The organism is Psychroserpens sp. (assembly GCF_045105015.1).
Lineage (GTDB): Bacteria > Bacteroidota > Bacteroidia > Flavobacteriales > Flavobacteriaceae > Psychroserpens.
In genome coordinates this window covers 12,075-26,161 of sequence record NZ_JBGCCX010000011.1, presented here as the reverse complement: position 1 = coordinate 26,161, position 14,087 = coordinate 12,075, and the positions used below count along the sequence as shown (strand labels likewise).

Genomic DNA, 14,087 nt, shown 5'->3' with positions numbered 1-14,087 from the left:
ATTATAATTTTTAGACTTCAGTTGTTTATTTGGGTCTTTGATAACCAAAACGTGTTTTCAGTTTTGGAATTGCATAGCCATCTAATCCATTAATTGTAGCAATTCTCGCTTTAGATAAATTTATAAACCCGTCTTCTTCAATTAAAGCTTCTTGAATATGTAGTCCAACAATTTTTCCGATAACTAAAATGGTATTGTTAGCTTTTATTTCATATTCTTCAACATATTTCATAGCCAATTGTAAGGGCGCTTTTTTTACAAATGGTGCTTTAAAATCATTCTTATACTCTGGAGCCAAATTGGTTTTGTCAAACTCTGATACCGTTGCATCGTATTTTGCTGATGTATGGTGTGCATCTTTTAAAATACTTTCGTGTATATGATTCACAGTATAATATCCTGTTGCTTTTATATTTTCGTATGTATTACGTAATACTGTAGTAGGTCTTAAAAAAAAACCTAGCATTGGTGGATTTGAACCAATATGAGTTATAGAACTGAAAACGGCTACATTTTCACTCCCATCTTTGGAAGTAGTCCCAATAAGATTTGCAGACTTGTAACCTGAACAACTATTTATTAGATTTATTCGAAATAAGTGATGAAAGTTGTCAATATCTTCATTGGTAAAATATTTCATTTTAAGGTTTGAAAATTATTGATGGAAATGTGTTTGGCTTTTAGGTCGAACATTAAATTATATAAACCAAAGAATGTCCTATTCATATAAATAAAATGCTTTGAGCCTCTATTACCATTCATTTTACGGAGTTCTGTATTTTTTGAATACTTTTCACCTAAAGCAGCAATTTTACCAAAGAAAGATTCGTCTGAAAAATCGAAAGTTTCTGATTGAAAAGGCTGCGTGAATAAACTTAACATTTCGTGGAACATCTCTGTGAAGAACACAATTTCTTCTTTAGAATCGTCTTCCCTAAGAATTTCAAGTTCATATAATTTGTTTGTGAAATATTTCATGTTAGAAATATTTTCTTCTTGTGCTAATTCAAAATACGGAATGTAAAATTCTTCTGGAATAGTTTTCATACAACCAAAATCTAGCGCAATAAGCTCACCTTTATTAGATATTAAAAAATTTCCAGGATGTGGATCTGCATGCACTTTTTTCAATTTATGAATTTGATACATGTAGAAATCCCATAAGGCTTGACCAACACGGTTAGCTGCGTCTTGATTTTTATTGTGTGAAGCAAATTCAGATAAATGTTCTCCTTGCATGAAATCCATTGTTATGATGCGCTCATTAGAGAGGTCTTCATAATAATTTGGAAACTTTAGGTTTTCTATATGTTTACAAGCTTCTGATATTTCTTTACTTTGTTGTACCTCTAAAATATAATCAGTTTCTTCAACAAGCTTATTTTCAACTTCTTTAAAATATTTATCAGAACCTTTTCCCTTAATATTGAACATACTCATTGCAATAGGTTTAACCATTGCAAGATCTGTTGCGATACTTTCTGCAACGCCTGGATATTGAATTTTCACAGCAAGTTTTTTCCCATCCTTTGTTGCCACATGGACTTGTCCAATACTGGCAGCATTTACTGACGTTGCATTAAAAGTATCATAGAGTTCATTTGGTAGTTTACCAAAATAAGTTTTAAATGTTTTTATAACTAGAGGCGGAGATAAAGGAGGCACAGAGAACTGAGCTAATGAAAATTTTTCAACATATGCTTGTGGCATAATGCTTTTTTCCATGCTTAACATTTGTGCAACTTTCAAGGCACTACCTTTAAGTTGTTTTAAACCATCATATATATCTGATGCGTTGTTTTCGTTTAAACGCTCTTTTGCTTCAATTTCAGTCTTTGTTAATTTATCCCCATAATATTTAAGATAATTTACACCAACTTTTGCACCTGTTGAAACAAGCTTAGAAGCGCGACGAATTTTAGAAGTAGGTATGTTGTCAATGGTTTTCATATGTAACTATTAATTCATGTGAATTTTTTCTTTGTAGAGGAACTTTCCTAAATCAATTAGACTTTTTACTGGAGCTATATCCAAAACATCAAAAGTTGTATTTACAGATTTTTCGATGAATATATCTGTCTTTTCAAAACTAGACGAAGTATCGTCAATCCAAAATTTCATGGTCAACAAAAGTTGTAACCAAGCCGTCTCTTTTAAACCTCTACGTTGAATTTTATCGATTTGTTCTTGTTTGATTTCGATAAGTTCTATGCCAATGTTGTCAATGTAGTTTGTAAATACATGTTTTAATTCTGAAAGGGCTTTGTAGCTTTTCAAGCTATTTTTATGATTGTTAAGTGCATAAATAACATAGCTTCTATTAGCAGAAAGGTTTTCAAAAAAAGTGAAATAAAAACTTAATAATTTGTTTCGAGCATCAAATGATTGATAATCTTCACTTTTTGATAGAGCTTTGTGTGTATTGTCGAAAAAAGCTTTAAAAACTTGTTTTTCTAAAGTCTCAAAAGAACCAAAAAATTCATAAAATTTAGATTCTTCCATATTATTTGCTTTGGCAAATAAATAAACATTTTTAGGTTGATGGTTGTGTTCTAAAACATAATCCATGTAAAATCCTATAATATCGTTGCTTGTTAAATTTTTCTTTTTAGCCATCATTTCCCAATTATGATGTAAAGATACAAAATGTTTAATTATTTTCAATATAAGTTAAACAAAACTTTAACAAACAAAAATGTTAGAAAAGAATTTTAACTAGCAACAATTATCATCTTTAACCAAATTGCAGCTAATAACAGCAAAGAATGCACCAATAAAAGGTGCGCTTAAATAGAGCCATAAGTGTTGTAGATTACCAGAAATAATAGCTGGTGCTAATGACCTGATAGGATTCATAGATGCTTTAGTCATCGGACCTGCAAACATGGCTTCTAGTAAAATAATACTTCCAACGGCAATAGCTGCCATCGTTCCAATTTCTTTACTTCCAGTTGAAACATTAATTATGACGACCATCAAAAAGAAGGTGAGAATTAGTTCTAAAACAAATGCTTTGTAGGGTTCAAAACCATTTGCAGGAAAAGTACTTCCTAAAGTCTCACTTTCAGGAAATAAAAACCACAGTAAAAAGCATGCTAAAAAGGCTCCAATTGCTTGAGCGGTAATATATTTAGGAACTTCTTTCCATTCGAATTTTTTTGTCAAAGCAAAGCCAAAAGTAACCGCTGGATTAAAATGTGCTCCAGAAATTTCACCAAACGCATAAATCATGCACATTACAACTAATCCCCAAGTAATTGCTACTCCAACATGAGATATACTGCCATCTGTAATTTCATTGATTGTCATAGCGCCACAACCACAGAAAATCATTGTAAATGTTCCGATAAGTTCAGCGATATATTTTTTCATCAAGATCTAATATGTTTTAATTTATAGTTTTATTAACATCCAAAGGCTGAGTTCCTTTGTAAATTTACGCAAGTTTAAAACTAATCATTAAATATAACACAATGAAAAAATTATTACTTGTATTTGCTGTTTTTGCAATGGCATTCAATACTAACGCACAAATTGAAACACCACAACCTAGTCCTTTTTCAAAGGTAGAGCAAAAAGTGGGATTAACAGATGTTACAATTGAATATTCTCGCCCAGGAGTTAAAGGAAGAACTATATTTGGAGGTTTAGAGCCTTGGGGTACTGTATGGAGAACAGGAGCTAATAAGAATACTATAATTACATTTGGCGATGACGTAACTGTTGCTGGTCAGGATTTAAAAGCAGGTTCATATGCTATTTTTACAAGGTTAAATTCGGCTAAACAATGGGATGTGATGTTTTATAGTGATACCGAAAATTGGGGGTCACCTAGAGAATGGGATGACAATAAAGTAGTTGCAACAGCAAAAGTTGATGTTGAGGAAATTCCTTTTAGTGTTGAAACATTTACAATCGACATAAATAATATTTCTAATACAGGAGGTACCATTGATATCATTTGGGAAAAATCTTATGTTGGGATTCCTTTTACAGTACCTACAAATGATAAGGTTATGGCTAATATTAATAAAACAATGAATGGACCTTCAGCAGCAGATTATTATGCGTCAGCTGTTTATCATTTAGAATCTGGCAATGATATTAAAAAAGCTGTTAAATGGATTGATATGGCTATTGATATGACCAAAGATGAACCAAAATTTTGGTACATACACCAACAAGCATTAATTCATGCAAAAGCAGGAAATAAAGATAAAGCCATTGCTGCTGCAAAGTCATCTTTAGCTCTAGCAAAAGAAGCTAAATATGATGCTTACATCAAAAAGAATGAAGATGTATTAAAAGAATGGGGAGCAATGTAAATCTTCAATTTTAAAAGAATAAAAAAAGGACTTTTTGAATTTCAAAAGGTCCTTTTTTTAGCTTATAATTAAACCTGGGAGTAGGTATTGTTTCGATTTATACTTTGAATTAAACAAGCAATGCCTATGACTATTACGCAACCTACGAAGTTTAACCATAAGAAAGGAAGGTTAATGATTTCGTATTCATTCAATAGGAATAATGCTATAACAAGGACTTGAGTAATTAATGCAGCTGTAAAGACTGCATTTCCTTTTACAAACTTGAAGAAGAAACCTAGAAGGAAAATCCCGAGAACATTACCGTAGAAAATTGATCCTATGATATTTACCAATTGGATTAAATTTTCAGCAAGATTAGCGACACAAGCGACTCCAATTGCAACAATTCCCCAACCTAAAGTAAACCATCTGGAGGCTTTAACCATTTCGGTGTCTGATTTTTCAGCTGTATTTCTTTTATACAAATCCATTGTAGTTGTACTAGCTAAGGCGTTAAGCTCACTTGAAGTGCTGGACATTGCTGCACTTAGAATTACTGCTAATAACAATCCAATTAATCCACGAGGAAGGTTGTTTAAAATAAAATGAATAAAGACGTAGTCTTTATCGTTACTTTCTACTTTTAAATTTTGAGCATCTCCAGCTTTTTCTATTAAAACTCTTGCGTCTGCTCTAAGTTTATCATTTAATACATTTAACGAAGCGATGGCTTTTGAAGCATTTTCATCATTGGAATTGACTAGGGCAGAAATAAGAGTTTGCTTGTCTTCAAAAATAAGTTGTTGTTGATTTTGAATTGATTTGTATTCTTCAGCATATTCAGAATTTAAAACCACTTCTGTCGCTGTAGGGTTAAAATTTACAGGCGCTTGATTAAATTGATAAAATACAAATACCATGACTCCAACCATAAGAATAAAAAACTGCATTGGAACTTTTAGAAGTCCGTTAAACATCATTCCAATCTGCATTTCTTTTAGTGACTTTCCAGACAAATAGCGTTGTACTTGACTTTGATCTGTTCCGAAGTAAGAAAGCATTAGAAATGTTCCGCCAATTAATCCACTCCAAACCGTATACCTATTGTCAAAATCGAATGAAAAATCTAAAACTTGCATTTTTCCGTTAGCTCCAGCGATATCTAGAGCCTTTGAGAATGTAATGTCTGCTGGAAGTTTACTAATTATTAAAACGAAGGCGATAATCATTCCAGTAAAAATGACAATCATTTGATGTTTTTGAGTCACATTCACAGCCTTAGTTCCACCAGAAACGGTGTAGATGATAACTAATACTCCAATAATGACATTAAGTAGTAGAAGATTCCACCCTAAAACTGCTGAAAGAATGATAGCTGGTGCAAAAATGGTAATTCCAGCTGCTAAACCACGTTGTATTAAAAACAAAATTGCTGTAAGCGTTCTGGTCTTTAAATCGAATCTGTTTTCTAAAAATTCATAGGCAGTGTAGACTTTCAATTTATGATATAGTGGAATAAATACCATGCATATTACAACCATTGCAATTGGTAATCCAAAATAAAATTGCACAAAACCCATTCCGTCGTTAAAAGCTTGACCAGGAGTCGATAGAAAAGTTATGGCACTTGCTTGAGTTGCCATAACAGACAAGCCGATGGTCCACCATTTTGAGGTATTTCCCCCTTTTAAATAATCTTTTACATTTTTACTGCCTCGAGATTGGTAGGTTCCGTAAGCAACAATGAGTAATAAAGTACTTATGAGTACTATCCAGTCTAATGTTTGCATTTTAAAAGGCTTTAGTGATGAAGTAAAATGCTATGATGTAAATCACGTTAGCAAGGAGGACAAGGGTATACATTTTGTTCCATTTATATTTTTCCATTGGTAGTGATAAGTTTTTAATTACTGTTGTTTTTTCCTAAGGATAACATATTAGCAAATAACCTGTAAGCGCCAGAAACACCTGCGGGAAACTCTCTAAAAAAGCTTAAACCTGTATAAACATAATATCCTTTGCCATGCTTAGCAACCAATAAGCTTCCTGTTTTTGGAGTTTCTCCTTTATCGTTCATGGATAGAATAGGAGTAAACTCATTTGACCATTCATTAGGAAAATATAAGCCACGTTCTTGAGTCCATCCTTCAAAATCTTTGGAAGTGATTTTATTAGGGAAATTTAATATTTCATGGTTTTTAGCGAGTAACGTTACGTTAGCATATTCATCGGTAACTCTATCTCTAGATAATTTTAGTTCATAAGGAGCAATAGCATCAACTTTTATTCTATGACTAGTGTTATATTGGACTACCATGTTTCCGCCTTGAGCAACATAATCAAACAATGTTTGTTGTTTGAATTTTAATTCTTCAATAGTATTGTATGCTCTAATTCCAACAACTATGGCATCAAAACGATTTAAATTTTCAGCAGAAATATCTTTTGGCTTAATGACTGTTACATCATAGCCTATTTGTCTAAGGCTTTCCGGAATGACATCACCAGCACCTTCTATGTATCCAATGTTTTTACCTCGTTTCTCAATATCGAGTCTTACAATTTTACTTTCACTTGGCAATAAAACAGTTTGAAATGGAATATGGTCGTAATCAATTTCTACAAGTTCTCTGGTGTGGAATTTATCTCCAATTTTTACCATCGGAGTAATAAGACCTTCATTTTGATTATTTGGAGGGAAAATAGTAAATGTTACTTTTTGAATGTCATCTTTGTTAATGATGGAGATTTTTTGAGTTTTAGGATATACTTCCCAGCCTTGTGGATAGGCCATTTCAATAGAACCTTCTATGTTCTCTCGACCAGCTTTTACGATGACTTCGACTTCTTTTTCTTGATTGTTTTCAAAAATGTATACTTTTTCAGTCAATGAAGCAGTAGCTTCAGGAATGATTTCAAAAGGTTTGTATAATTCTCCTTTATCTGGTTTTGAATAGCGGTATACAATAGGTTTTGTGAAGGTTATTGGAGTCTTATTGATTAACACATTGAATTCAATATTAAACACTCTAGGTGTTTCTGGTTTTCCAATAAATTTAGAATCTGCTTTATACATTCCCAATGAACCTTTTTCTGCTAACCAATAGGGAGTTGTTGGCTTTTGGTTTTTAGGAATAGTAAAGGATTCCTTGAAATTAAATTTAGTGTTTTCTTTTAAATTGATTTCTTTGGAAATTTCTAGGTCATCAGGAGTATTGATACTTCTTAAGATGATATTCTGTTGACTACGATTAAGTACTTCTATGTTTAGTTTAATAGTCTCATTTGCAGTTGCCCAGTTAGTCTCAGCAGAAGCTTCCAAATATAAACCAAGGCAAGCTTCAATAATTGATTTTATCTCTTTTGTTTTAATAGTTTTCCAGTGTTTGTTTTCAACATTTACTAGCAATTGATATGCTTGTAATAATTCTGGAATATGTTTTGAAGGATTAGTAAAATCGAAATTGTTTTCAATATTTAATAAAATAGAACCAATTTCTTGTCCGTCTTCAATGCGATTCCAAGTTGTGTCTATACCATCAAATACATTATTACTGCCATTAAGTGGATTGCCCTTTAGAAATTCAATATATTCTTCTTGTGAACCTCTTTGAGTCATTCTCCCAAAACCCTGACATAAATGTTGACTACTAGCAATAGATGCTAATTCGTTATTTGATAAGCCTTTTAAAGGGTAATAAACACCAACATCTAGCATAGACATATTGCTTTTATCTACTTTGTCAAAAGCTTCTCGACTGCCGTATCGCCACCAAGAAGTGTTATAAAATAGACGTTCAGGTTGCCATAATTCAGTATGTAGTAATTGCTCAGGATATGCTGAAGGATTATTAACTAAATCAAAGGCTTCCATGCTTAAAAGAGCTGAACTTGTATGGTGTCCATGTGTTCTACCAGCACGTCTATGATCAAATCTATTGATTATTACATCAGGTTTGAATGTTCTTATAGCCAAAACCACATCACTAAGTACTTCATCTTTATCCCAAATGGCAAGTGTTTCATCAGGATGTTTAGAGTACCCAAAATCATTAGCTCTTGTGAATAATTGTTCGCCACCATCAACACCACGTGCAGCCAGTAATTCTTGAGTTCTTAATACACCCAATAATTCTCTTAGTTCTGGACCAATTAGGTTTTGTCCACCGTCTCCGCGAGTTAATGAAAGGTAACCAGTTCTTGCTTTAACTTCATTAGACATGTAAGAAATGAGTCGTGTGTTTTCATCATCAGGGTGTGCAGCAACATATAAAACAGAACCTAAAAAATTTAATTTTTTTATGGATTCATAAATCTCAGAAGATGTTGGTTTTGTCGGTTGTTGTGCTAAAGTAAGTGATGAAGTTAATAATAGTAGTATTGAAAATTGTAAATATTTTCTCATAATAGATTAGTTAGCTAAAAAACCAAATATAGCAAAGTAATCTAGTGTAAAGGTTTGTTTTAATGTTTCTTTAACTTAAAAGGAATTAGTCTTTATGAATGATAAAAATGGCTGGACGTTTATGTAAATCTACATTGGCGTGCTTCCATTCTTTTACTGTCATAGTTTTAATAAACTCGGAAGGCAAAGTGATGTCACAGGCTATACAGACTCTGGTTTCAGGATGTAATGCACTACAGAAATCTTCAATGATTTTATTATTTCGGTAAGGTGTTTCGATAAATAGCTGTGTTTGATTTTTTTCAAACGAAATGCGTTCCATTTTTTTAAGCGCAGCTTTTCGTTCACTTTTGTCAATTGGAATGTATCCATTAAAAGCAAAACTTTGACCATTCATTCCAGAACTCATTAGGGCTAAAACAATTGATGATGGTCCAACCAAAGGAACTACTTGAATATTGTTCTCGTGAGCTAGTTTTACAATATCAGCACCAGGATCGGCAATTCCAGGACAGCCTGCTTCGGATAACAAACCCATAGGTTTCCCCATTTTGCATGTATTCAGGAAGCTTTCAATCTCTTCTGGCTGAGTATATTTATTTAGGACCTCAAAATTTAATGAGGATTGCTGTTTTCTTGAATTTACTTTTTTAATAAAACGTCTAGCTGTTTTTTCATTTTCAACAATGTAATCATCCACAGTTTCAATTATTTTTTTAACTGAAATAGGTAAGACTTCCAAAGGCGGATTGTCTCCAAGACGTGTTGGAATGAGGTATAGCTTCCCAGTGTTACTTTGCATTTATAGTTAATTTATAACTAGCTTTTTTACTGTAGTTGTATTGTTGCTAATTTCAATTTTAACAAGATAAATACCTTTGCTTAAAAATGAAACATCAATATTTTTATCAGATACTAATATGTTTTGTTCTGAAAGTAAAGTGCTCCCTTTTAAGTCTATGATTGAAATAGAATTAATAGTGTTATTGTTTGAAGTGTTAATATTAAGATTATCTGAAGCAGGATTTGGTGTAATAGATGCTTTTTGTTCATCGAATTCAGTAACAGATAAAACGCTCCCTTGCACTCTATGAATACTGCCTGTTATGTCTGCAATGTACATTTCTTTATTAATATCTTCTCCGAAAGCTACCCAAACACCGTTATTGAAGTTGCCTTGGTTTACTAAATTATTTGAAGAATCTACTGTACCAATTTCACCGTTTCCAGTTGTGGCAAAAATATAGACACCAAATATGTCACTGTAAGTACTTCCTCTATAAACTTGTCCACCAGCTACATTACAAAAACAAGGCGGAATTGGGTATTCAACTACTGGAAAAGTCAGTGTGCCTGCTGAAGGGCATCCACTTGTGTTAAATGTATTTGAACCCTCGTAACATCTCCAGCCAAAGTTGTATCCAGCAGGTGTGACAGGAACTCTATTAATTTCTTCAGTTGTATTTTGCCCAACATCTCCAATCCACATTTCATTAGTGTCTGAATCAAAAGAGAATCTCCAAGGATTTCTCAAACCGTAAGCCCAGATTTCATCTAGTGCATTAGGATTACTTACAAAAGGGTTGTCAGCAGGTATGGCATAATTATTTCCGTTAGCAGTATTATCAACATCAATTCTCAGCATTTTTCCTAGAAAATCCATTAAGTTTTGAGATCTATTTCCAGGATCACCACCAGCACCACCATCACCAGTTGATATGTAAAGATATCCATCTGTTGGACCAAAATGTAAATCACCACCATTATGATTACTAAATGGTTGAGAAATAGTCATTAAAATTAATTCGGATGTTGAATCTGCCGTGTTTGCTGTGCTTCTAGTGAATCTTGAAATCACAGTGTCTCCAGAATTGTTTGTATAATTTAAATAAAAGAAACCGTTAGTGGCATAATTAGGGTGGAATGCTAAGGATAGCAGTCCTCGTTCACCTCCACTAGACACACGCGAATCGATATCTAAAAAAGGAGTAGAATTCGTGGTTCCATCTGAATTTAAAATCTTGATAGCACCATCTTGTTCAACAATGAATAGTCTATCATCTCCAGCATTTCTAATGCATAATGGATCTGAAAAACCGTCAGCAAATAACTCTAATTGTACGTCTTGGGAAAAACTTAATGCATATATCATACTCATTAAGCACAGGGTAATTTTTTTCATAACAAAATAATTTTTAGGACTCTTTTTTGCTAAAAATACAAAAAAAGAAATAAGTGATTAAAGAAAATTCCTATAGACGAGTCTCTAATAATTTATATGACAATGAATTGCAAGCTTTTTCTAGTAGTTGAAAAACAGATTGAAAGTCAGACATATCTCCATAATACGGATCAGGAACATTTGAGATTTGTATACTCTCATCGACTTCTAAGATACATTTTACTTTAGCAAAATCGTTGTTGTTTCTCGCTAAAGCAATCACATTTTTATAATTTGATTCGTCCATGGTATATATGAAGTCAAACGAATCAAAGTCAGACAATTTGAATTGTCTTCCTCTTTGGTTAGCAATATTTATTCCGTTTAATTTAGCTACTGCTATTGAGCGATGATCTGGATAATCTCCAACGTGATAATTTGCTGTTCCTGCTGAGTCTACATAAAAAAAGTCAGATGGTAATTTAGATTCTAAAATACCATGCGCTAATGGTGATCGACAAATATTGCCCAAACAGACCATTAAAATGCTAGTCATTTGTAAGTGTTATAATGAAAGTTTTTTGGAAAGATCTTCTACATATTTCCTGAATTGCTTATCAGTAGAAGATAAGTTGTCTACAGTTTTACAGGCATGTAATACAGTAGCATGATCACGTTTACCAATTTGAGAACCTATGCTTGCTAAAGATGCTTTAGTATATTTTTTTGCAAAGAACATGGCTAATTGTCTCGCTTGAACAATGTGACGTTTTCTTGTTTTAGATTGAAGAGTACTTACATCCATTTGGAAGTAATCTGATACGACTTTTTGAATATAATCGATAGATACTTCACGTTTGGTGTTTTTAACAAACTTCTCAACAATTTCTTTTGCAAGGCTAACGGTGATTTCTTTTTTGTTAAAAGATGATTGCGCAATTAATGAGATAATTGCACCCTCAAGTTCACGTACATTAGTTTTAATATGTTTTGCAACATATTCAATAATATCTTCAGGCATTTCAACACCATCACGATATAATTTGTTTTTTAAGATAGATACTCTAGTTTCAAAGTCTGGGCTTTGAAGTTCAGCAGATAATCCCCATTTAAATCTAGACAATAAGCGTTGCTCAATATCTTGCATATCAACAGGAGCTTTATCGCTCGTTAAAATCACTTGCTTTCCATTTTGGTGTAAATGATTGAAAATATGAAAGAATACATCTTGAGTGCCAGATTTACCTGATAAGAATTGAACATCATCAATAATTAAAACATCAATAATTTGATAGAAGTGAATAAAATCATTTCTATTATTCTTCTTAACTGAATCAATATATTGTTGTGTAAATTTTTCAGCTGAGATGTATAGAACTGTTTTTTCAGGATATTTGTCTTTAATGTCAACACCAATGGCATGCGCTAAATGTGTTTTTCCTAATCCAACACCACCAAAAATTAACAACGGATTGAAAGATGTGCCTCCAGGTTTGTTAGCAACAGCTAATCCAGCATTTCTAGCCAATCTATTTGAATCACCTTCTAAAAAGTTTTCAAAACTATAATTCGGATTCAGTTGAGACTCTATCTTTACATTTCTAATACCAGGAATGATGAACGGATTTTTTAACTGCGGATTTTTGTTGTTCAATGGAACATCAACATCTTGAGATTTTAATGCACCACGATTGGAGCTTGGAATCTTTTCAGTAAAAGGTTGTTTGTTACCATAGGTGTTTTCCATTTTGATAACATAAACCAATTTTGCTGTTTCGCCCAATTGTTTTGTTAGAGCAACTTTAAGAATTTTAACGTAATGCTCTTCTAACCACTCATAGAAAAATTTACTAGGAACTTGAATGCTTAATGCGTTGTCTGAAAGTTTTACTGCTACTATAGGCTCAAACCATGTTTTGTAGGCTTGAGGTTGAATATTGTCCTTTATAAAAGACAGACAGCTAGTCCAAACCGATTGCGCAGTTACATCCATTCTCTATGTGTAATTTTTAAGTTGTTAGTTTAGTTAGCAAAAAAAAGAGAAATTAAGGTTTCTCTTGTATCAATTTTCACATGACAAATATGTGAACAAATTTTTTAATAAAAAAATCAAAATGTATTGATTTTCTAGAATTTTTTCCTCATGTTTAAATCGAGTCGAAATTACAAAAAAAATATCAATAAAGATGACCAATATCACTAAATCTGATGAAATACAATTTAGAATACGTTATGGTGAAACCGACCAAATGGGAGTTGTGTATCATGGTAATTATGCTCAGTATTTTGAAATGGGACGAACAGAGTGGTTACGTAAAATGGGTTTTTCCTACAAGCAAATGGAAGCCGATGGCATTATGTTGCCTGTAATTGAATTAACTATAAATTACAAAAAGTCAGCGTGTTATGATGATCTCGTTAAAGTAAAAACTAAACTTGTAAAAAAACCCACTGCAAAAATTGAATTTGATTATGAGATTTTAAATGAAAACGATGAAATATTAACAACTGGAAATTCTGTTTTGGTATTTATGGATATTCATAAGAATCGACCTACAAGATGTCCAAAATATATTTTAGATAAACTGCAAATTTAATCGTTCAAATTCTTGATGTCAATTTCGTAAAGACGATCAAATATTTCAAAAATAATATGAGCTTCTTTTAATCTAACAGAAATGATAAGTTCACATCTTAATTCTAAAGTTTGATTTATAACATTAAGATTTTTTTCTTTAACAATTCGCATCACTTTATTCATGTTTTTGTAATCAAAAGTGACACTGTATTCAATGTTGATTGTTTTAGATGTAATTTTTGAAGCCTCTAATGCCATTTGAGCTCCAGTTCTATAAGCATTAATTAGCCCACTAACACCTAGTTTTACACCTCCAAAATATCTAACCACAACAATTAAGATGTTAGTAACTTCAAAGGATTGTATTTGTCCATAGATTGGCATTCCAGCACTGTTATTGGGTTCGCCATCGTCATTAGCCCTAAAACTAAATTCTTTTTCAGATTTCCCTAATTGATACGCATAGCACCAATGTCTGGCTTGATGGTGTTGTTTTTTGAGTGTTTCTAAATGTGTTTTAATATCTTTTTCTGTCGTAACAGGAAAAGCGTAACCAAAAAATTTACTATTCTTGTCTTTGAAGAGGACTTCTTGTGAAGGTTTAGTTATGGTTTTATAGATATCGTTTTCATTCAT

The 14,087-nt window shown here is 32.4% G+C and carries 13 protein-coding genes; 2 read left to right on the top strand and 11 right to left on the bottom strand.

Annotated features, from left to right (window positions below; all coding sequences use genetic code 11):
* Positions 1 to 25: 25 nt before the first annotated feature.
* From AB8B90_RS00685 to AB8B90_RS00670, 4 genes are all read right to left on the bottom strand, one after another.
* The gene (locus AB8B90_RS00685) at positions 26 to 640 is read right to left on the bottom strand and encodes a flavin reductase family protein (protein ID WP_405332615.1); all 615 of its coding nucleotides are present in this window, start codon (positions 638 to 640) and stop codon (positions 26 to 28) included.
* Entirely contained in the window at positions 637 to 1,950 is a 1,314-nt protein-coding gene (locus tag AB8B90_RS00680) for an ABC1 kinase family protein (protein ID WP_405332612.1), read from the bottom strand. Before AB8B90_RS00680 ends, AB8B90_RS00685 begins: the two co-directional genes overlap by 4 nt.
* A 9-nt stretch (positions 1,951 to 1,959) precedes the next feature.
* Positions 1,960 to 2,616 carry a TetR family transcriptional regulator C-terminal domain-containing protein gene (locus AB8B90_RS00675; RefSeq protein WP_405332679.1) on the bottom strand — a complete coding sequence of 219 codons (657 nt, stop codon included), beginning with the start codon at positions 2,614 to 2,616 and terminating at the stop codon, positions 1,960 to 1,962.
* Between the two features lie 99 nt (positions 2,617 to 2,715).
* The gene (locus AB8B90_RS00670; protein WP_405332609.1) at positions 2,716 to 3,372 is read right to left on the bottom strand and encodes an MIP/aquaporin family protein; all 657 of its coding nucleotides are present in this window, start codon (positions 3,370 to 3,372) and stop codon (positions 2,716 to 2,718) included.
* 101 nt (positions 3,373 to 3,473) lie between these two features.
* Here AB8B90_RS00670 and AB8B90_RS00665 point away from each other — a divergent pair, with 101 nt between their 5' ends.
* Positions 3,474 to 4,325 carry a DUF2911 domain-containing protein gene (locus AB8B90_RS00665; RefSeq protein ID WP_405332607.1) on the top strand — a complete coding sequence of 284 codons (852 nt, stop codon included), beginning with the start codon at positions 3,474 to 3,476 and terminating at the stop codon, positions 4,323 to 4,325.
* 68 nt (positions 4,326 to 4,393) lie between these two features.
* Here AB8B90_RS00665 and AB8B90_RS00660 read toward each other — a convergent pair whose 3' ends face one another.
* From AB8B90_RS00660 to dnaA, 6 genes are all read right to left on the bottom strand, one after another.
* On the bottom strand, positions 4,394 to 6,097 hold the full coding sequence (locus AB8B90_RS00660; protein WP_405332604.1) for a sodium:solute symporter: 1,704 nt from the start codon (positions 6,095 to 6,097) through the stop codon (positions 4,394 to 4,396).
* A gap of 113 nt (positions 6,098 to 6,210) precedes the next feature.
* Complete coding sequence (locus AB8B90_RS00655; protein WP_405332602.1) at positions 6,211 to 8,712, bottom strand: PIG-L family deacetylase; 2,502 nt, start codon at positions 8,710 to 8,712, stop codon at positions 6,211 to 6,213.
* Positions 8,713 to 8,797: 85 nt separating this feature from the next.
* A complete protein-coding gene (locus AB8B90_RS00650; RefSeq protein WP_405332599.1) occupies positions 8,798 to 9,514 on the bottom strand; it encodes an SAM-dependent methyltransferase in 717 nt (238 codons plus the stop codon).
* 6 nt (positions 9,515 to 9,520) lie between these two features.
* Entirely contained in the window at positions 9,521 to 10,894 is a 1,374-nt protein-coding gene (locus AB8B90_RS00645; protein ID WP_405332596.1) for a PQQ-dependent sugar dehydrogenase, read from the bottom strand.
* A 70-nt stretch (positions 10,895 to 10,964) separates the two neighbouring features.
* Positions 10,965 to 11,429: a low molecular weight protein-tyrosine-phosphatase gene (locus tag AB8B90_RS00640; RefSeq protein WP_405332593.1), complete on the bottom strand. Its 465-nt coding sequence runs from the start codon at positions 11,427 to 11,429 to the stop codon at positions 10,965 to 10,967.
* Positions 11,430 to 11,438: 9 nt separating this feature from the next.
* On the bottom strand, positions 11,439 to 12,866 hold the full coding sequence (dnaA, locus tag AB8B90_RS00635; RefSeq protein ID WP_405332590.1) for a chromosomal replication initiator protein DnaA: 1,428 nt from the start codon (positions 12,864 to 12,866) through the stop codon (positions 11,439 to 11,441).
* A 193-nt stretch (positions 12,867 to 13,059) separates the two neighbouring features.
* Here dnaA and AB8B90_RS00630 point away from each other — a divergent pair, with 193 nt between their 5' ends.
* A complete protein-coding gene (locus AB8B90_RS00630; protein WP_405332588.1) occupies positions 13,060 to 13,470 on the top strand; it encodes an acyl-CoA thioesterase in 411 nt (136 codons plus the stop codon).
* On the opposite strand, the gene AB8B90_RS00625 is transcribed toward AB8B90_RS00630, so the two are convergent.
* Complete coding sequence (locus AB8B90_RS00625) at positions 13,467 to 14,087, bottom strand: IMPACT family protein (protein WP_405332585.1); 621 nt, start codon at positions 14,085 to 14,087, stop codon at positions 13,467 to 13,469. The two genes, AB8B90_RS00630 and AB8B90_RS00625, sit on opposite strands and share 4 nt — an antisense overlap.